This window comes from Actinophytocola sp. (assembly GCF_035762905.1).
Lineage (GTDB): Bacteria > Actinomycetota > Actinomycetes > Mycobacteriales > Pseudonocardiaceae > DASYTH01.
The window spans coordinates 16674-35518 of the sequence record NZ_DASUCC010000103.1 but is presented as its reverse complement, the minus strand read 5'-3'; the positions used below and the strand labels follow the sequence as shown (position 1 = coordinate 35518).

21 protein-coding genes are annotated in these 18845 nt (G+C 71.9%); 12 read left to right on the top strand and 9 right to left on the bottom strand.

All coding sequences use genetic code 11. From position 1 onward, the window contains the following. Positions 1–18: 18 nt before the first annotated feature. Positions 19–1323 (bottom strand): hypothetical protein, encoded by a 1305-nt coding sequence (locus VFV67_RS22990; protein WP_326472686.1) that lies wholly within the window; start codon positions 1321–1323, stop codon positions 19–21. A 202-nt stretch (positions 1324–1525) separates the two neighbouring features. Between VFV67_RS22990 and VFV67_RS22985 the strand changes: the two genes are divergently transcribed. The 5 genes from VFV67_RS22985 to VFV67_RS22965 all read left to right on the top strand — a co-directional run bounded on the left by VFV67_RS22985 (position 1526) and on the right by VFV67_RS22965 (position 4577). Continuing rightward, positions 1526–1954 carry a DUF6325 family protein gene (locus tag VFV67_RS22985; protein ID WP_326472685.1) on the top strand — a complete coding sequence of 143 codons (429 nt, stop codon included), beginning with the start codon at positions 1526–1528 and terminating at the stop codon, positions 1952–1954. A 12-nt stretch (positions 1955–1966) separates the two neighbouring features. Beyond that, positions 1967–2281: an SHOCT domain-containing protein gene (locus VFV67_RS22980; protein WP_326472684.1), complete on the top strand. Its 315-nt coding sequence runs from the start codon at positions 1967–1969 to the stop codon at positions 2279–2281. A 116-nt stretch (positions 2282–2397) separates the two neighbouring features. Beyond that, a complete protein-coding gene (locus VFV67_RS22975) occupies positions 2398–3003 on the top strand; it encodes a DUF6069 family protein (RefSeq protein WP_326472683.1) in 606 nt (201 codons plus the stop codon). After that, on the top strand, positions 3000–4193 hold the full coding sequence (locus tag VFV67_RS22970) for an AI-2E family transporter (protein ID WP_326472682.1): 1194 nt from the start codon (positions 3000–3002) through the stop codon (positions 4191–4193). Before VFV67_RS22975 ends, VFV67_RS22970 begins: the two co-directional genes overlap by 4 nt. A 9-nt stretch (positions 4194–4202) precedes the next feature. Next, positions 4203–4577, top strand: coding sequence for a phage holin family protein (locus VFV67_RS22965; protein WP_326472681.1), 375 nt, complete (start codon positions 4203–4205; stop codon positions 4575–4577). A 53-nt stretch (positions 4578–4630) separates the two neighbouring features. Here VFV67_RS22965 and VFV67_RS22960 read toward each other — a convergent pair whose 3' ends face one another. Further along, complete coding sequence (locus VFV67_RS22960) at positions 4631–4870, bottom strand: hypothetical protein (RefSeq protein WP_326472680.1); 240 nt, start codon at positions 4868–4870, stop codon at positions 4631–4633. A 215-nt stretch (positions 4871–5085) separates the two neighbouring features. Between VFV67_RS22960 and VFV67_RS22955 the strand changes: the two genes are divergently transcribed. The 3 genes from VFV67_RS22955 to VFV67_RS22945 all read left to right on the top strand — a co-directional run bounded on the left by VFV67_RS22955 (position 5086) and on the right by VFV67_RS22945 (position 6696). Continuing rightward, positions 5086–5709, top strand: coding sequence for an HdeD family acid-resistance protein (locus VFV67_RS22955; protein ID WP_326472679.1), 624 nt, complete (start codon positions 5086–5088; stop codon positions 5707–5709). A 1-nt stretch (position 5710) separates the two neighbouring features. Further along, positions 5711–6175 carry a hypothetical protein gene (locus VFV67_RS22950; RefSeq protein ID WP_326472678.1) on the top strand — a complete coding sequence of 155 codons (465 nt, stop codon included), beginning with the start codon at positions 5711–5713 and terminating at the stop codon, positions 6173–6175. 74 nt (positions 6176–6249) lie between these two features. Then, on the top strand, positions 6250–6696 hold the full coding sequence (locus tag VFV67_RS22945; RefSeq protein WP_326472677.1) for an SRPBCC family protein: 447 nt from the start codon (positions 6250–6252) through the stop codon (positions 6694–6696). Between the two features lie 53 nt (positions 6697–6749). On the opposite strand, the gene VFV67_RS22940 is transcribed toward VFV67_RS22945, so the two are convergent. The 4 genes from VFV67_RS22940 to VFV67_RS22925 form a co-directional block, all read right to left on the bottom strand. Next, positions 6750–7268, bottom strand: a complete 519-nt coding sequence (locus VFV67_RS22940; protein WP_326472676.1) for a DUF3455 domain-containing protein — start codon at positions 7266–7268, stop codon at positions 6750–6752. A 123-nt stretch (positions 7269–7391) separates the two neighbouring features. Further along, positions 7392–7622 (bottom strand): hypothetical protein, encoded by a 231-nt coding sequence (locus VFV67_RS22935; protein WP_326472675.1) that lies wholly within the window; start codon positions 7620–7622, stop codon positions 7392–7394. A 13-nt stretch (positions 7623–7635) separates the two neighbouring features. Further along, the gene (locus VFV67_RS22930; protein WP_326472674.1) at positions 7636–7962 is read right to left on the bottom strand and encodes a putative quinol monooxygenase; all 327 of its coding nucleotides are present in this window, start codon (positions 7960–7962) and stop codon (positions 7636–7638) included. 4 nt (positions 7963–7966) lie between these two features. After that, positions 7967–8446 carry a flavin reductase family protein gene (locus VFV67_RS22925; RefSeq protein ID WP_326472673.1) on the bottom strand — a complete coding sequence of 160 codons (480 nt, stop codon included), beginning with the start codon at positions 8444–8446 and terminating at the stop codon, positions 7967–7969. 55 nt (positions 8447–8501) lie between these two features. On the opposite strand from VFV67_RS22925, the gene VFV67_RS22920 reads away from it, so the two are divergent. Genes VFV67_RS22920 through VFV67_RS22910 form a run of 3 tightly spaced genes read left to right on the top strand, consistent with a single transcriptional unit; the run spans position 8502 to position 12537 of the window. After that, entirely contained in the window at positions 8502–10187 is a 1686-nt protein-coding gene (locus tag VFV67_RS22920; protein WP_326472672.1) for a GMC oxidoreductase, read from the top strand. Beyond that, positions 10184–11692: a patatin-like phospholipase family protein gene (locus VFV67_RS22915; RefSeq protein WP_326472671.1), complete on the top strand. Its 1509-nt coding sequence runs from the start codon at positions 10184–10186 to the stop codon at positions 11690–11692. The genes VFV67_RS22920 and VFV67_RS22915 overlap by 4 nt, the downstream gene beginning before the upstream one ends. Next, the gene (locus VFV67_RS22910) at positions 11689–12537 is read left to right on the top strand and encodes a hypothetical protein (RefSeq protein WP_326472670.1); all 849 of its coding nucleotides are present in this window, start codon (positions 11689–11691) and stop codon (positions 12535–12537) included. The genes VFV67_RS22915 and VFV67_RS22910 overlap by 4 nt, the downstream gene beginning before the upstream one ends. Here VFV67_RS22910 and VFV67_RS22905 read toward each other — a convergent pair. The 3 genes from VFV67_RS22905 to VFV67_RS22895 all read right to left on the bottom strand — a co-directional run bounded on the left by VFV67_RS22905 (position 12527) and on the right by VFV67_RS22895 (position 17302). Further along, complete coding sequence (locus VFV67_RS22905; protein ID WP_326472669.1) at positions 12527–15274, bottom strand: AAA family ATPase; 2748 nt, start codon at positions 15272–15274, stop codon at positions 12527–12529. The genes VFV67_RS22910 and VFV67_RS22905 overlap by 11 nt on opposite strands. 39 nt (positions 15275–15313) lie before the next feature. Next, positions 15314–15928 (bottom strand): sigma-70 family RNA polymerase sigma factor, encoded by a 615-nt coding sequence (locus VFV67_RS22900; protein ID WP_326472668.1) that lies wholly within the window; start codon positions 15926–15928, stop codon positions 15314–15316. A gap of 126 nt (positions 15929–16054) precedes the next feature. Continuing rightward, positions 16055–17302: a cyclase family protein gene (locus VFV67_RS22895; protein ID WP_326472667.1), complete on the bottom strand. Its 1248-nt coding sequence runs from the start codon at positions 17300–17302 to the stop codon at positions 16055–16057. Between the two features lie 86 nt (positions 17303–17388). Here VFV67_RS22895 and VFV67_RS22890 point away from each other — a divergent pair, with 86 nt between their 5' ends. Further along, on the top strand, positions 17389–18840 hold the full coding sequence (locus VFV67_RS22890; protein WP_326472666.1) for a phospholipase D family protein: 1452 nt from the start codon (positions 17389–17391) through the stop codon (positions 18838–18840). Positions 18841–18845 lie beyond the last annotated feature (5 nt).

Sequence of the window (18845 nt, the reverse complement as noted above, 5' to 3'; positions counted from 1 at the left end):
GTCACCCGTGACGGGTGATCAAGAGGCGGTCCGGGCCGCATCGGTGCCCGGGCCGGGCGGCTGGTCGAGCAGTTGGATCACGCCGAGCAGCACCACGAGCACCAGCGAGATGATCAGCACGGCGAACCCGCTTGGCTGGTCGAGGAAGATGAAGACGAGCACGGCCACCGCGAGCGCCGCGCCCCGCAGCAACGACCGGTACTGGTGCACCCAGCCGCCGACCGGGCCGGTGCGCAGGCCGGCCTTCGCGCCGCGCTCGCGCAGCCAGGTCATGGACGTCCGGCCGGCGCCGCGCACCCGCACCGCCGTCACCGAGGGCCCGGTGAGGAACGCGCCGAGGGCCACCACCAGTCCGACCACGAACACCAGGCGCAGGCCGTCGCGCAGGAACCGGACCAGGATGTCGTAGCTGGCCGCGGCCGGGGCGACCGCGGTCCCGGGCACGGAGTTGATCAGCGAGCTGCGGGCCACGAGGAGCACGGCGGCCAGCAGCACCATGCTCGCCGCGACGCCGAGCCCGGCGGACAGCAGGGCGCGCCGGTGGTGGCGGGCCACGTAGACGCCGAGCGCGAGCAACGCCAGCGTGACCCAGGGCAGCCAGGACGCCAGGCTGTCCAGCGCGGAGTAGGCGTTCTGCGCCCGCACCAGGTCCTCGGCGCTGGTGATGGTGATCCGCGGGTGCACGTCGGGCAGCCGGTTCACGATGGTGAAACCGGCGTCGGAGAGCTGCTGTTTGGCCAGGTTGATGAACGCGCCCAGGTCCAGGGTCACGTCCTGCCCGCGGATCTCGATCGCCGAGGCCTCGCCGGCGAGCACCTTGGTGGACGCGTCGTGGGTCAGCCGCACGGTCTCCCGCCAGGCCTCCTGGAACCCCGGACTGGACACCAGTTCGGCCACCTTGCCCCGGACGAAGCCTTGCACCGCCGTGGTCAGCGGCCCGATCAGGCCGCGCAGCCGGTCGGCGACCTGCTCCGGCAGGCCCAGCTCGACCAGGCCGTCCACCGCCTCGTTGACCAGGTCGGGGATGTTCACGTAGGTGAACACGGTGTCGGTGACCCGGTTGGTGATCGCCGCCTGCACCGTCGGTTCCTCGATCAGCGGTGCGGTGGTGGCCACGAACCGGTCGGTGTCGGAGACCTGGTTGTGCACCCAGATGGTGGCCACGGCCACCGGAGCCAGCAGGCAGCCGACCACGATGAGCACCGCGGACACCACCGACCTCCAGTGCAGCCGGTGTCTGCCCCCGGCGGTGCGCAGCGCCTCCACCTCGCCGCGCAGCCGTTCCAGCTCGGCGCGCTCGGCGGGGTTGAGCGGCTCGGTCACGGTGGGCCTCCCACGGTGCGGCGGGTCTGACCGTGCCAGCGTCCGGACGGCGCGGGTCGGGCACTTCACCTATCCGGGGCGAGGCTGTACCAACCGGTCTGAGCTGGGTGGACATCACCCGCTGCGGAGGACCCGGGGCCGGGCGGGCGGCTGGGAGCGTGTGCCGCGACGGCCAAGTCAACCGTGCGAAGGCAGGTCCGCCATGCCCCGTGGCCCACTCGAATACGCCATCTTCGAGTTTCCCGGCAACAAGTTCAGCGGTGAGATCGTGCCGGCACTCCACGAACTGGTCAGCACCGGCGTGATCCGGATCGTCGACCTGATCTTCGTCAAGAAGGACGCCGACGGGACGGCCGAGGCCGTCGAGCTGGCCGCGCTCGATCCCGACGAGGCGGCCATCTTCCACCGGCTCGACGGCGAGATCAACGGCCTGGTCAGCCAGGAGGACCTTGAGCTGGCGGCCGAGGAGCTCGCGCCGGACAGCTCCGCCGCGGTGCTGGTCTGGGAGAACAGCTGGGCCAGCCGGTTCATCGAGGCGGTGACCAATGCCAACGGCCGGGTGGTCGCGCACGAGCGAATCCCGAACGAGGTGTTCGAGGCCGCGCTGAAACACGCCATGAGCGAAGTCTGAGGAGGCAACGAGATGTTCGTTGGACGAGCCGGACTGCGCCGCGGCCCCGGCCTGATCCGCACCGTGGGCCGCACCGCCGTGATCGCCGGCACGGCGACCGCGGTCAGCGGCGCGGTGTCCCGGGGCCAGGAACGCCGGGCCGCCGAACAGGATGCCTACGCCGAGCAGCAGGCCTACCCGCCGCAGGGCTATGCCGCGCAGCAGGCGCCGGGCGGGATCACCGACGAGCAACTCGGCCGGCTGGAACGGTTGGCCGAGCTGCACCAGGCCGGCGTGCTGTCCGCGGCCGAGTTCGAAGCTCAAAAGGCCCAGATCCTGGGGCGATAGGTGATGTCCATCGTGATCGTGCTGGCGGTGTTGATGGTCTGCCCGCTGCTGTTGGAACGGTTGGAACGCCGGGTCCTGCAAACCCGGTCACATCCCGAGACTGGTGGTGATATCCGGTGAACGAGCAACAGTCCGCGCCGCCGCCGCTGATCCGGCTGGACCCCGGCCGGCTCTGGGCAGGCGCATCGATCGCCGCACTGGTCACCGCCCTGGTCGCGGTGGTCGGCATCCTGTTCGTCCGTGGTGTTCTGGACATCCCCGTGCTCGCGCCGAAGGGCGATGGCGTGTGGGGCAACGCGAACACGTTCACCTACGCGCTGAGCGCCGCGGTCGGCACCCTGTTCGCCACCGGACTGCTGCAGCTGCTTTCCGTGACCACGCCCCGGTACGCCTCGTTCTTCACCTGGATCATGCTGCTGCTCACCACGGTCGCGGTGCTGCTGCCACTGACCCTCGACGCCGAGATGTCGAGCAAGGTCGCCACGGCCGGGATCAACATGGTGGTCGGCCTCACGATCACGATCATCCTGCCCGGCGTCGCCCGCAGTGCCCGGCAACGCCCGCGCCGTCAGGTTCCGCCGGCCGGGCAGCAGCAGTGGGGCCAGGTACCGCCGCCGGCCGGAGGGCAACAGTGGGGACAGGTGCCGCCGCCGCGCGAGCAGCGGCCGCAGGGCGCCGTCCCGCCGTCGGATGACGAATGGCGTCAGGGAACACCTCGGTGACCGAGGCCGAGCTGGTGCACGAACCACCGGGCCGCGCTCCGCTGCCCCGGGGACTCGTCATCCTGCTCGGCCTTTCCGCCGCCGTCATCACCGGCGCGGGGATCTGGGCGGCGGCCTGGCTGATCGGGCCGGTGTTCCTCGCGCTCGTCATCGTCATCTCGGTCAGCCCGCTGCAGAGTTGGCTGTTGCGCCACGGCACGCCGCGCTGGCTGGCCGTGGCGACGCTGATCCTCGCCGTGTACGCGATCCTGGCCAGCCTGTTCCTGGTGATCATCGTGTCGGTGGCCCGGCTGGCCAGCGTGGTGCCGGAATACGCCGAGCGGGCCGACGAACTGCTCGGCGGGGTCCGGGATTTCCTCGCCCAACTTGGGGTCGACGCCGAGCAGGTGGACTCGGTGGCCAACTCGGTCGACCTGACCAAGCTCGCCGACCTGCTCGGGTCGTTGCTCGGCACGGTGGGCGGAATCCTGTCGAACCTCGTGTTCCTGTTCTCCCTGTTGCTGTTTCTCAGCTTCGAGACGACCTCCGCCACGGCCCGGCTGCGGGTGATCGCGGCGGACCGCCCGCGAATCGCCGACGCGCTCGGCGAGTTCGTCCACGGCACGCGCAGCTACATGGTCGTCTCGACGGTTTTCGGGTTGATGGTCGCCGTGCTCGACACGATCGCCCTGGCGCTGCTGGGGATTCCGCTGCCGGTCACCTGGGGGCTACTTTCCTTCATCACCAACTACATTCCGAACGTCGGCTTCATCATCGGGGTGATCCCGCCGGCCCTGCTGGGGCTGCTCGGTGGCGGCCCGGGCCTGATGTTGGCGGTGATCGCGGTCTACATCGTGTTCAACTTCGTGTGCCAGTCACTGATCCAGCCCCGGTTCGTCGGCAACGCGGTCGGCCTCTCCTCGACGATCGCGTTCCTGGCGCTGCTGTTCTGGGCCTGGCTGATCGGCGCGCTCGGCGCGATCCTGGCCATCCCGCTCACCCTGCTGGCCAAGGCGCTGCTGGTGGATGTCGACCCCGGCGCCCGGTGGGCCGACGCGCTGCTCGGTGTGCAACGCCCGCCGCCGCGAGCGGAGCGGAAGGCGGAGAAGGCGGAACGGAAGGCCGAGCGCGCGGCGGCGAAGGCGAAGGCCGAGCCGAAACCGGAAGCCGGGCCGGACTCCACGCAAGAACCGGAACCGGCCGAGGCCTGAGGAGAGACCGTGCTCAAACGCCTGTTGCTGCACTGGGTGCTGCTCGCCGTCGCGATCGGACTGGTCGCCGCGTTGCTTCCCGGAGTGCACATCCACGGCGGTCTGCTGTCCCTGCTGTGGATCGCGGCGCTGTTCGCACTGATCAACGTGACGCTGGGGACCCTGCTCCGGTTGCTGACCATACCGCTGCTGTTGCTGACCCTCGGCCTGTTCACGCTCGTCATCAACGCGGTCATCTTCGCGCTGACCGCCCGGTGGTCGGATGCGCTTTCGATCGACAACTTCTGGTGGGATCTGCTGGCCGCGCTGTGCGTCACGGTGGTGACGGCTGTGCTGCACTTCGTTTTCCGCCAGCCGCTCACCCCGAAACCGAACCATGCCTGAGGCTTCGTCACCTTCCTGAGGTGACCGGTCGGTGACCGGTTCAGATACCCGGTTCAGTCCGATCGTTCCGGCCGCTCGGCCCGCTCCGGCAACTCGTGCACGGAGACGATGTGCAGGCCCAGGTTCTCCAGGAACGTCAGAATCCCGTGCAGGTGCGACTGGTCGGTCACCTCGCCGTAGATGATGGTCTCCGGCGGTGCTGGCACGATTTTCATCTCGGAGAACTCTTCCATCGCGACCTGCGCGCGGTCCGACACCCGCCCCGACACCCGGAACTCGTAGTGCTGCGGCACCGGCGCGCACCTCCTCGCGGTTCGGGCCGGAATCGGCCGGTAGCAGAACAGTGGACCCGGCGCAGCCGGAGCACTTCGCCCGTGCGTGATGAAATGGGGAAACGGCGGGAGGGCGTCCACAGCGGACGACCATTTCACCCGCTTGAGGGGAAGAGCGGCGGACCGGGCCGGAGCAGCTTCTATCCGAGCCCAACCCATCGCCAAGGGAGTGTTCCATGACCCACTCCGATCCGAGCTCGGCTGACCCCACCTATGCGGCGGCGGAGACCCTGGCCTCGGTCGGCCGGTCCCGTGCCTGGCGGATCACCTTCGGGGTGCTCACGCTGGTGTTCGGTGTCGTCGTGCTGATCTGGCCCGAACCCACCCTGCTCGTGCTGGCCGTGCTGTTCGGCGTGCAGCTGTTCATCGGCGGCGTCTTCTGGATCGTCTCGGCGTTCGCCGTCGACGACGCCAGCGGCTGGGGCCGGGTGCTGCTCGCCCTGCTCGGTCTGCTGATGATCGTGGTGGGCATCCTCTGCCTGCGCGGACCGTTCCAGACCGTCGCGGTGCTCGCCCTGCTGCTCGGGCTGACCTGGGTGGTCGGCGGCGTGATCGAGGTGGTGCACGGGTTCACCGGCGGTGGCGGCTGGGGGATCTTCTCCGGCGTGATCAGCATGGCGCTCGGCATCATCCTGCTCGCCTTCCCTGAGGCCACCCTGGTGGCGCTGACCTGGCTGGTCGGTCTGGCGCTGGCGGTCTACGGCGTGACCGGGATCCTGGTCGGCATCGCGGCCGGACGCGGCACGGAGAGCGACGCCGCCGCCCGGACCAGCCGCCCACCCCGGCCCGTGACGTCCTGAGGTGCCCTCGCCAACGGTCCTGCTCGGCGCGGCGGCCGGCGCGGTGGACCTTGCCCGCTGGGCGGTCCGACCCGCGCTGGCCCTCGCCCGGGCCGGCGTCCCGGACTGGCTCACCACGGCCCTCGACCGGCGCGGCCGGGAGGCGCAGGCCGACCTCGAGCACGCCGCCGACGTGGTGCTGCGCTGGGTCGTGCTGCGGGTGCTGACCATCTCGGACCTCACCAGGATGATCCAGGAGCACCTCGACCTCAACCTGCTGGCCGAGGGCCTCGACGTCGACGAGGTGATCTCCCGCCTGGACCTGCCGACCATCGCCCAGGAGGTCATCGACTCGGTCGACCTCCCGGCCATCGTCCGCGAGTCCAGCGAAACCGTCGCCTCCGAAGCCCTCGCCGGCGTCCGCAGCCAAGCCATGCAGGCGGACGACGCCGTCTCCCACCTGTTCGACAAGATCCTGCGTCGCTAATCCGCACTCGTGCGCTCTTGATCTGGAATAGTGCCCCCGAACGACAACAGGGGGCCGACGGAAAAGGAGCGCATATGGCCGGTCAGTTCGAGGCGACGGTGGACATCGACCGACCCATCGACGAGGTTTTCGCCTTTCTGGCCGATGGTACGAACGACCCGAAGTTCAGCCCGCGGGTGTTGGAGATCGCCAAGACACCGGACGGTCCGACCGCGGTCGGCACCGTGTTCGCCAGCACCGTCAAGGATGCCGGCGTGAAGACCAAGCGGGAGTTCAAGATCACCGAACTCGAGTCGCCGAGCCGGATCCGCTGGGCCGAGCAGTCGAAGAACCTGGTCACGGCCAGCCAGGGCGGTTACGATCTCGAGTCCACTTCGGACGGAAAGACCCGGCTGCGCGTGTTCAACGTGCTCGAGGGGCACGGTCTCGGCAAGCTGCTCGCCGGCTTCGCCCTCAGCGCGGCCCGCAAGGACGCTCCGGACTTCGCCAACCGGATCAAGACCGTCGTCGAGGCCTCCTGACCCGCGGCCGCTCCCGCCGGGGCGGGTTGGTCGCCCCGGCGGGAGCGCCGGCCTCAGCCGGCCGCCACCCAGAACGTGTAGTCAGCGGTGTACTGGACCGACGCGGTGGCCCCGTCGGTGCACGTCCCCGCCGGCGCCAGCCCGCCGGTGGTGTTCAGGCGCTGGATGTAGGTCACCTCGGCCAGCAGCCCCGGTCCGCGATGACCGTTGGCCTGCAACAGAAGCTGCGGGATCGCCCCGGCGACCGGCGCGTTGGCCACCGCGGCCGCCGGCACCGAGCTGCCGTCCCGCACCGACGTCCACACCGGGCCTCGGGTGTGCAGCACCTGCGCCCGGCCACGGAACTCGAGGATCGCGTCCGGCTGCAGGAACACCCACGCCCCGGCCGTGCACTGGTAGGTCTGCACCCCTCGCGCCGGCATGGTCGCGATCCGCCGGTTCCCGTCCGGCACCCGAAGCTGCTCCGGCACCCCCCGCTGATCCGACTCCGGCCCGCCACTCGCCGGCACCGCCCCCGCGGCGAATCCCACGGCGGCAACCGCGGCAACCAGCCCCATGCTCACTTTTCGCACTTTGTCTCCCCAATGATCGTGCTACCGGCCCACTGCCGGCACACTCCCCACACGACCGCTTTCCACCCCGGGTTCATCCCCGTCCCCCATTGCCCCAAAGGCCGCCCTTCCGGGCCACTGCCGTTACTGGTCCCCCCGCATCGCCCGCCGAATCTCGTCCAGTTTCTCCCGCCCCGCCCGGTCCCGCTCGGCCAGCTGCTCGTCCAGCTCCGAACTGGTCTTCTCGGCCAGCTCCTCCGCCCCCACCGACGTCGCGAACCGCCCCTCGATCCGGTCCCGCACGTAGTCGAAACTCGGCACCCCACCCTCGGTGTAATCACCGGTCGGCGTGGTCTCGGGGTTCTCCTCGGTCATCGCGTGCTCCCTGCTATTCCGGTACGGCCAACTCGCCGAGCCGGGACCAGTCGTCCTGGGGGACGGCGAAGTTGATGATGCGGGGGGTTTCGGCGAGGTGCCGGGGGAGGGTCTGCTGCGCGGCGCGGAAGTGGTCGGACTGCACGTGGGCGGCGCCGGCGTCACCGTCGTGGAACGCCTCGACCAGGACGTACTCGGTGGGGTCGTCGAGGCTGCGGGACCAGTCGAACCAGAGACAGCCGGGTTCGGCCCGGGTGGCGGCGGTGAACTCCGCGCTGATCTCCGGCCAGCGGTCGGCGTCCTCGGGACGTACCCGGAACTTGGCGGTAATGAAGATCATCGTGTCAACCTGCCTCGTTGCCCGCGTCGAGATGCTTGACCTGCTGGAAGCCTAGCTGGCCGAGCCCGGTGGCGGGGCCGACCGCGTCCGGGGCGAGCAGCAGGCCCTCGTGGTCGCCGGTGTCGAACCGGCTGAGCACCCGGCCGGTGAACCACTGCTGGCAGTCGGTCAGCACCGGGACGCCACCGGGACCGGTCCGCCACGCGCACCGGTCGAACTTGTCGACGTCGAAACCGGTCCGGGTGCCGAACAACGTGGCCAGGTCCAGGTTCGCCTGGGTCGGCACGTGCACCGCGAGCACCTCGGCCGCCGACGCCACCTGGTAGGTGTGGTTCTTCTTGGACAACCACACCATGAACCGGGCCGGCTCGATGCTGCACTGTGCCGCGAACCCGACCAGGCAACCCGCAAGCTGGTCACCGTCGGTCACGGTCACGATGAACATCGGGTAGTCCAGGCCGCCCATCAACTCGTTGAACCGCACGGTTCGAGAGTCTGCCGCATGTATCACATGCCCGCCGGCAGGACTCCTGTCATGCATGACGGAGAGGGTCGACGCGGTGGTGGTGGGATCCGGTTTCGGCGGGTCGGTCGCCGCCTGCCGGATGGCGGAGCAGGGGCATGCCGTCGTCCTGCTGGAACGTGGCCGGCGCTACCCGCCGGGATCGTTCGCCCGGCGGCCGGCCGAACTGGCCAGGGCGATGTGGGATCCGAGCGAGGGGCTGCAGGGCCTGTTCGACTTCTGGTCGTTCCGGCACCTCGAGGCGGTCGTGTCCAGCGGGCTCGGCGGCGGCTCGCTGATCTACGCCAACGTGTTGCTGCGCAAGGACGAGCGCTGGTTCGTCGACGACGGCGCACCCAGCGGCGGGTACGAGTCCTGGCCGGTGACGAGGGCCGACCTCGATCCCTGCTACGACCTGGCCGAGGAGGTCCTCGGCGCGCGGGCCAACCCGTACCCGCACGCGGACGGCACGCCGAAGACGGTGGCCCTGCGGCAGGCGGCGAAGCGGCTGCGGCTGGACTGGTTCCGGCCGCCGCTGGCCGTGTCGTTCGCCGGCAAGGGACAGCATCCCGGCGACCCGATCGCCGGGGCGGAACCGAACCTGCACGGCGCCGTCCGGCACACCTGTCAGCTGTGCGGCGAGTGCAACTTCGGCTGCAACTTCGGCAGCAAGAACACCCTGGACTACACCTACCTGAGCATGGCCGACCGGGCCGGTGCGGATCTGCGGGACCGGTGCGAGGTGCGCACCGTGACGCCCCTGCCGGGCGGCGGGTTCGAGGTCGGCTACGTGCGCCACGAACCGGAGAACGAGGGGGTGCGGTTGGACACCTCCCGGCTTGCGGTGCGCACCGTGCGGGCCCGGGTCGTGGTGCTGGCCGCCGGCGCGCTCGGCAGCACGTACCTGCTGCTGCGCAACCGGGACCGGTTGCCCGCACTCGGCCCGGCGCTGGGCACCCGGTTCAGCGGCAACGGCGACCTGCTCGGGTTCGTCCGGTCCAGCCCGGACCGGCTCGACCCGTCCAGCGGCCCGGTGATCACCAGCACGATCCGGGTGCCGGACGCGCTGGACGGCGGCGAGGGGCGCGGCTTCTACCTGCAGGACGGCGGATACCCGGCGTTCGTGGACTGGCTGGTCGAGACCACCGGGGCGGCCGGCACGGCCAAGCGGGTGGCACGGGCCGCGGTCGGTCGGGTGCTCGCCGGCCTGTCCGGCGCGCCGAACAGCCGGATCGGCGCGGAGGTCGGCGCGCTGTTCGGCGCCGGGCAGCGCGCCGCCGGGATGCTGCCGCTGCTCGGCATGGGCCGGGACGTGCCGGACGGGCGGCTGCGGCTGCGCGGCGGCTGGCTGGACGTGGACTGGTGCGAGGCGACCTCCCGGACCTATCTGGACCGGCTGACCGCGACCATGGCCGCGGTGGCCGAGGAGCTCGGCGGCGAGTTGACGATGAACCCGACCCGGCTGCTCCGCCGGCTGATCACCGTGCACCCGCTCGGCGGTTGCCCGATGGCCGTGGACAAGCGCCGCGGCGTCGTGGACGACCACGGCGAGTCGTTCGGCCACAGTGGACTGTTCGTCGCCGACGGATCCGTGCTGCCCGGCCCGGTCGGCGCCAACCCGGGGCTGACCATCGCGGCGCTGGCCGAGCGGTTCGCCGGGCGGATGACCGAGCGGCTCGGCGCCGGCCGCCGCCGGCCGCCCACCCTGGAGGCCGTCGGATGACCGCGACCGTGCGCCGGGCGCTGATCCTGGCCGGTGGCGGCCTCAAGGTCGCCTACCAGGCGGGGGTGCTGCAGGTATGGCTGGACGAGGCCGGCATGGACATGCAGCTGGCCACCGGGTCCAGCGGCGGGACGCTCAACCTCGCGATGTGGAGCCAGGGTTACACCGGCCGGCAGATCGCCGACGCCTGGCGCGACTACAAGCCACTCGCCGCCGCCAGCGTGAGCCGTGGACTGCTGCGGCGCGGGCCGTTCGCCCCGGCCATGCTGTCCGGCCGCGGGCTGCGCCGGAAGATCTTCCCGGCGTTCGGCCTCGACTGGCACGCGATCCGCACCTCGGCCCGGGAGGCGGTGTTCGACGTCTACAACTTCACCGCGCACGAGCACCGCGCGGTCGGCCCGGCCGAGCTGACCGAGGATCTGCTGGTGTCCGCGGTGTCCCTGCCGTGGTGGTTCGACCCGGTCCGGGTCGGCTCGGACACCTACATCGACGCGGTGTTCGCCACCGACTCCAACCTGGAGGAGGCGATCCGCCGCGGGGCCACCGAACTGTGGGTGGTGTGGACGGTCGGCACCGGCGGGATCTGGCGCGGCGGCTTCGTCAACGGCTACTTCCAGATGATCGAGGCGATGGCCAACGCCGAGCTGCGGGCCGGGCTGCGCCGGATCGAGGAGAGCAACCGGGCGATCGACGAGAACCGCCCCGGGCACTACCCGCACCGGGTCACCGTGCGGATGCTGGCCGCCGAGGTGCCGATGCACTACCTCCTCGTGTTGCGCAACTCCCAGGTGCGCCGGGCGGTCGAGCTGGGGGTCGCGGACGCCCGCCGGTGGTGCCGCGAGCGCGGAATCCCGTTGCTCACCAACGGCTTCTCCGGAAACGGCTGCGGAACCGTCGCCGGCAACGGAACCCCGCCGGTAGCCGCCGGAATCTCGTTCCGGGAGCGGATGTCCGGGAGCCTGCGGCTGGCCGAACCGGAGCAGCCGGCCACCCCGTGCGAGCTGCGGCTGGAGATCACCATCGCCGACGTCGAGGAGTTCGCCGCCGACCCGGAGCACCGCGGCCGGGTGCACGGCACGGTGGTCTGCCCGGCGCTCGGCGGAACGCTGCCGATCCGGTCCGGCACGGTCAACCTGTTGGTGGAGAAGGCGATCGGGGATCTGCGCATGATCTACGAGCTGATCGTGCCGGCCGCAGACGGCCGGGAGCTGTTGCTGCGCGGGGAGAAGTTCGTCCACCACGACACCGGGCCGGACCTGTGGCGGGACACCACGACGCTGCACACCATCGTGCTCGACCCGGACGGCAGCGAGCTGGCCGCCGGCATCCTGCGCCTGTCCCCGGCCGGCCTGCTCCGCCAGCTGGCCAGCATGCGGGCGGACCGGTTGGGTGCGCTGTCCCGGTTCCTCGGCTTCTTCCTCGGCCGGCTGGCCGACACCTATCTCAAGGCGCCACAACCCCGGGCCACCCCGGCCTGGCTGCGCGCGGCGGTGAATCGAAAATGACCGGCCCGGCGCGCTGGCAGGAGTTGGGCCGGGCCGGCGGGGTCCGGCTGCTGGCCACCGGCTCCGGCCCGCCGGTCGTGCTGCTGCCCGGCATGGAGGGCAGCGGGGAGAGCTGCCTGCACCTGGCCGGTCCGGTGGCGCTGGCCGAACCCGGCGGCGGGCGGCTGGTGCTGGTGGACTACTCGGGCGAGCGGCACCGGTTCTTCGGCGCGCTGGTGGACACGATCGCCGGGCTGCTGGACCGCTGCCTCGGCCGGGCGCCGGTGACCTGGTGGGGCCAGTCGTTCGGCAACCTGCTGCTGGGTTCGGTCGCGCCGCTGGTGGCGGCGCCGGCCCGGGGCAGCGTGCTGGTCAGCCCGTTCACCGGGCTGCCGCCGGTGCGGCTGCGGCTGGCCGCCGCGGCGTTCGCGGTGACCCCGCAGGCGCTCTACGCGGCGACCACGCCGACGGCGTCCCGGTTCGTGTTCGGACCGGCGCCCGGGACCGGCGCCGCCTTCTTCGCCGCGCTCGGCCGGATGGCGGTCGGCGACCTGCGCCGCCGGATGAGCTGGCTGCGCGGCGACCTGGCCGGGATCTTCCAGCCGCTGCCCGGGCCGCTGGGGATCTGGTTCGGCGCCCGGGACCGGCTGGTGGACCTGCCCCGCCAGCTCGCCTTCTTTCACGCGCTGATCCGGGGGACGGGTGGGCGGGTGCACGTGGTCCAGGGGTGCGGCCACGTGCTCCTGCCCCCCGACGCGGTCGAGGCCACCCGGGCGGACATCGGCGGCTGGCTGACCGGCATCCGCGGCGCGCTGGCCGGCTCGGCCGACGACGCTGGTTCGCGGGCAGGTCCGCTCACGGCGTGACCGCGCGGGCCAGTTGGCTGCGGGACCGGATGCCGAGCTTGCGGTACACGCTCGACAGGTGGTACTCGATCGTCTTCTCGGACAGGAACAGCCGGGCGGCCGCCTCGGCGTTGGTCGCGCCGCCGGCCACCACCAGGGCCACGTTGGTCTCCTGCGGGGTCAGGTCGGTCCCGGTCGTCGCCGAGCGGGGCCGGGTCGAGCCGCCGACCGCGCGCAGCTCGTCGCCGGCCCGGTTGGCGAACTCCACCGCGCCCAGCCGCTCGAACATGTCCGCGCTGCGTTCCAGCGCCGCGCGGGCCCTGGCGCGCTTGCGGTCCCGGCGCAGCAACTCCCCGTGCACCAGCCGGGTCCTGGCCTCCTCGAACGGCCAGTCGGCCATGGCGTGGTGCGCGAGCGCCTCGTCGATGGCCGCCTCGGCCGCGCGCGGGTCGTCGGCGAGCAGGGCCCGGCCGCGGGCCGCCCGGGCCAGCGCGGTCGGCCGCCCGGACCGGTGCGCCTCGGCCTGCAGCACGGCGAGCGCCTCGTCGGCCAGCTTCGGCCGGCCGCCCCGCACCCCGGCCTCCACCGCGTCGGCCGCCCAGCCGAGCAGCAGCGGATCGCCGAGGTCGTTGGCGGCGGCGAACGCGGCCACCCGCTCCAGCCGGCGGGCCGCGGCCTCCGGCCGGCCGGCGCCCAGCTCAAGCAGCGCCAGCGCGATGTCGGCCTTGATGTCGATGATCCGGGCGCCGGTGGCGGTGGCGATCTGCACCGCCCGGGCGGCGTGCGCCCGGCACTCGTTCTCCCGGCCCAGCCCGGCCTCGACCATGGCCAGCGCCACCAGGCTGTTCGGGATCTCGGTGCGCCAGCCGGTCTCCTCGGCCAGGTTGGCCGCCTCGGCCGCGGTGGACAGGGCCGCCGGCCACGCCCCCTCGCGCCACTGGGCCAGGGCCAGCGCGCTGAGCTGGAACGGCAGCAGCCCGACCGCGCCGGCCTCCCGGGCCGCCTCGACCGCGCGCCGGTACCACTGCTGGGCCTCGGCCGGCTGCTCGACCGCCTCGAACGCCAGCGCGGCGATCAGCAGCGACTGGTCGGCCGACAGCGGGTCGTAGTCGCGCAGGAACGGCCGGCACCGGTCGAGCAGCGGGCGGGCCGCCCTGGTCTCGCCGTGCGCGGCCAGCGCCAGCGCGTGCACCAGCAGCACCTGCATGATCATCTGGTCGGGCAGGTTCCCGACCAGCTCGACGGCGGTGGCCGAGGTGGAAACCGCCGAGGCCAGCTCGCCGAGCATCACGGTGAGCAGCGACGCGTGGGACAGCATCACCGCCTTCCAGATCGGCTCCCCGGCGGCAAGCAGCAGGCCCTCGTCGAGCAGCCGGTCCCGGGCCACCACCGGCTTGCCGCCCCACATCTCGATCCGGCAGCGCACATGCACCGCCTGGGTGAGCAGCGCCTGGTCGGCCGTCTCGGCCTGCATCCGGTCCAGAATGGACAACCCGGCGTGGGTGCGGCCGGCCTGCATGGACAGCTCGGCGGCGGACAGCATCCGGCGGGCCCGGCTGTCGCCCGCCGGGGACAGCCGGGCGGCCACGTCGTACATCTCCATCGCCGTGGAGTAGCTGCGCCGCTCGGCCGCCGACCGCGCCGCCCGCTCCAGCCGCCCGGCCACCTGCTCGTCCGGCAGCGTGGTCGCCGCGGCCAGGTGCCAGACCTCGCGGTCGGCCGCACGGGGGGTGCCCAGTGCGGCCATGACCAGCGCGATCGCCCGGTGTGCCTCCCGGCGCTCGCCCGGGGTGGCCAGCTGGTAGACCGCCGCACGCATCAGCGGGTGCCGGAAGGCGACCTCGCCCGCGCCCGCGGTCACCAGCCCGGCGATCTCGGCCGGCTCGAGCGCGGCCGTGGACAGGCCCTGCGCCTCGAGCAGCGGCCGCAGCGCGTCGGTCTCGCCGCCGCACACCGCCAGCAGCAGCAGCGCCCTGCGGGTCGACATCGGACAGTTGGCCAGCCGTTGACCGAACGCCTGCTCGAGCCGGCGGCCGATGGCCACCGGCTCGACCGGGAAACCGAGCGAGTCGACGTCGAGCTGTGCGGTCAGCTCCAGCAGGGCCAGCGGGTTGCCCATGGTCTCGGCCAGGTGCCGGCGCCGCAGCTGCGGGCCGAGCGGGGGCGCGTGCCGGTCGAGCAGCTCGACGGCGTCCCGCTCGCTCAGCCCGGACACGGCCAGGTTGGGCAGCGAGTCCAGCCAGGCGGCCACATCCGGATCGGTGTCGTCGGCCGTCCGGGCCGCGATCACCACGGCGGCCCGCTCGGCGTGCAGCCGTCGGCTGGCGAACACGATCGCCTCGAGCGAGGGCAGGTCCAGCCAGTGCGCGTCGTCCACGGTCAGCAGCACCGGGGCGCGCTCGGCGGCCCTGGCGATCAGGCCGAGCGTGGCGGTGCCGACGCCGAGCCGGTCGCCGCCGGTGGCCGGCTTGAGCCGCAGCGCGCCGGCCAGCGCGGCCGCCTGGGCGTCCGGCAGCTCGGGCAGGTGCCGGGCGACGGGTTCGAGCAGGGTGGCCAGCCCGCCGAAGGACACATGGGACTCGACCTCGTGGCCCTGGGTCCGCAGGACGGTGAAATCGTCGGCGGCGATATTGGAGAGGAGCGCGGTTTTCCCGATCCCGGCCTCGCCGCGCAGTACCAGGACCCCGGCCTTTCCGACTCGGGCTCCGGCTATCAGATCATCGAGGTACGCGATTTCGGTAGCTCTGCCGACGAGCATGTCGGCAGTCTAGACGCGATTTCGACCGGGCACATCCGATTACGCGGCCACCCAGCTGTCGTGCACGCCGAGCGTCTTCAGTTCGTTACGCAATCGAGTCAGGCACCTCGCCCTTGTGGGTCCGATACTGCCAATCGGGACACCGATATGGCGCGATATCTCCGCATAGGGGCGGCGCGGTTCAGCCAGCAGAAGAGTGAGCAGGCTGCGGTCCCGCTCGGGCAGCGCCCGCCAGGCCAGCCGCAGCAACTTGCGCTGCTCGGTGCGCAGCAGTTCATCCTCCGGGCCGGGCGCATCGTCGCGGATCCGGACCTGCTGATCCTCGTCGTCCGGATAGCGACGCAGGTCGAGCAGGTGGATGGCCTCCCGGTTCCTGGCCTTGAGCATCCGCCGGCACTCGTGCCGGGCGATGCTGCGCAGCCACGCCCCCAGCGCCGCCGCCGAGCGCAGCGCGGCCAGGTTCGCCACCGCGGACAGCCAGGCCTGCTGCACGACGTCGGCGCAGGTCACCCGGTCCACACCGTGGGCGAGGACGACCCGGCGCATGGAGTCGTCGAAGCGTTCGACAATGACCTGCCAGGCCGCCCGGTCCCCACGCTTGGCTCGCTCCACCAACTCGGCAAGATTGGCGCCATCCGGCTCGACATTCGTCATGGAGGGAGCCTAGGAAGCCGGCGATCAATTCGTATCAGGAGAATCCCCAGGGTTGGGGATGTTGCACAACGAAGTGATCTCGCGACGTAATGTAATTACCTAGGCGTTGAAAAGCGAAATGTCATTTTATATGTGCCGGCCGGTCACCGCCAGCCCGGCAGGCGGAGTGTTCCCCGCCGTCGATCCGACGTGGAACTGCGGCGTCACGATGTAGACGAACTCGAACACCCCGTCGCGCACCAGGCTTTCCGTGCGCACTCCCTCGCCCACCCGCACGCCGTTCTGCACGATCAGCACCTGGTGCACCGGGAACAGGTTTCCGGCCGTGACGGCGGGATCCAGCACCTCAAGACCCCAGGTGTCGCTGGCCGCGATGGCCACCCGGCGGTCGGCGAGATAGCGCGCCTCGCGCAGGAAGATGCCGGGTTCGGCGGCCAGGTAGCGGGCGTTGCTCGGGTCGGCCGGGTCGTCGAAGCCCGCCCGGTTGAGCAGGTGGGTCCAGCCGGTGCGGAAGACCGCCACGTCGCCGGCGCCGGGCTCGCGGCGCACGCCCTGGCGGCGCAATGCGGTGCGCATGTCCTCCAGGGTGATCCGGTAGTTGTCGCGCAGCACCCACTCGTCGTTGACCGGCGAGCGGAACAGGTCGCCGCGGGCACCGGTGGCCAGCTTGAGGCCGACGATGTCGTAGATCACCGCGCGGGTGACGACCGGACCCATGTTCTCGTTGCCGAGCCGGGAAAGCCCGCGCGGGGTGGCGATGTCCGGTCCGCGGTTGCCGTTGTAGTAGACCTCGCCGACGCCGATGTGGCCGAGGTTGTCCAGTTGCGTGGCGACCTGGTACGTGCCGCTGTGCGGGAACCGCTCCTCGTGGAAGGACAGCGCGTTCGGGCCGAGCGGGGTGGGGGAGCCGAGGATGCCGGCCGACGGGTGGGTCCTCGGGTCGTACTCGGCGACCGGGACGAACTCGCCGCGCGGCTGGTAGCCGTTGACCAGCAGCCGCTGCCGCAGCGTCCGGGGCGGGGTGGACGGAAACGCCGGGAAGTCGTCGGACAGCAGCTCGCCCAGGTTGTACGTGCGCACCGGGCCGCCGCGCTCGAGCAGGTCGAGGGCGCGGCGGGTGGTCTGCGGGTTGATCTCGTTGAACGTGCCGCGCTGGTCGTCGCGGCCGTACCGGCGCGCGGTGCGCTCGGCCCAACCGGCCACCTCGTCCGGGGTGAACATGGCGTCGCTGAACTGCCCCTGGCCGCCGGGCTGCCCCTCGGCGGCTGCCGGGGTCGCGGCCGCGGGCGCCACCGCGGCGGCCACGGTGGCCGCCGCGCCGAGGCCGAGGACCTTGCGCCGGTCCAGATGTGCCCGCAGGATGTCGGACCGCATGCGGTTCCCCTTTCGCTAGGCCACGGAACGGATCCTGAGCGTAACCGCATCGGGCGGAAACTGGTGATCTGTTGTGGGATGGAGGGGTGGCGACAGTTCGGGCGTTGGTGGACAAGGTGGACGAACGTGTCGGCGACGGGTTGGAGCGGGTGCTGTGCCAACACCACCGGCGGCGGCTCACCCGGCTGGGCTGGCGCACGGCCCTCGAACCCGGCGCCACCGGGTGGTTCTCCGATCGGGCCCCGGTCCGGGACGGCAACCGGGTGGACGTGCTGATCGACGGCGAGGAGGCGCTGCCGGCCATCCGCGCCGCGATCGAGGGGGCCGAATCGTCGGTGCACATCGCCAACTGGCACGCCAGCCCCGACTTCCGGCTGACCCGCGAGCCCGGCGCGCCGACCCTGCGCGAGCTGCTGGCGCAGACCGCGCGCCGGGTGCCGGTCCGGCTGCTGCTGTGGGGTGGCCCGCCGGTGCCGGTGTTCGAGCCGACCCGCAAGCGAGTGCGCACGGCGCGGGCGGAGTTCACAAGGGACAGTGCGGTGCGCTGCGTGCTGGACACCCGGGAGCGCACGATGCACTGTCACCACGAGAAACTGGTGATCGTCGACGACACCACCGCGTTCGTCGGCGGCCTTGACTTCACTGCGCTGCAGGGCGACCGGCACGACAGCCGGGACCACCCGGCCGACCGGCCCCTCGGCTGGCACGACGTGACGACCAGGGTCACCGGCCCGGCCGTCGCCGACGTCGCCGAGCACTTCCGGGCCCGCTGGAACGAGGTGACCGGCGACGCCCTCCCCGCGCCCGAACCGCCGCGGCCGACCGCGTTCAGCCGGGTCCAACTGGTCCGCACCGTTCCGGAGCGGACCTACGAGTTCGCCCCGCACGGCGACTTCTCAATCCTGGACGTCTACCGGCGCGCGTTGTGCTCCGCCCAGCACCTGATCTACCTGGAGAACCAGTTCCTCTGGTCTCCCGAGATCGCCGAGATCCTGATCGACAAGCTGCGCGACCCGCCGGACGACCGGTTCCGCGTCGTCCTCGTCCTGCCCCGCAAGCCCAGCAACGGCGCCGACACCACCCGCGGCCAGCTCGGCCGGCTGGTCGAGGCCGACGACGGCGGCCGCCGCCTGCTCGCCACCACGATCACCGCCCACGACGGCGACCGCAGCGCCACCGTCTACGTGCACGCCAAGACCGCCATCGTGGACGACGAGTGGCTCACCATCGGCTCGGCCAACCTCAACGAGCACTCCCTGTTCAACGACACCGAGGTCAATATCGTCACCGACGACGCCGCCCTCGCCCGCGACACCCGGTTGCGCCTGTGGTCGGAACACCTGCAGCGGCCCCGCTCCGAGATCGACGGCGACCCGACCGACGTGGTCGACACCATCTGGCGCCCCACCGCGGAGGATCAGGCCGACCGCACCACCTCCGGCGCCCGGCGCACCCACCGGCTCACCCTCCTGCCCGGCATCTCCCGCCGCGCCGGCCGCCTCCAGGGCCCCCTGCGCGGCCTCCTGGTCGACGGCTGAACGGG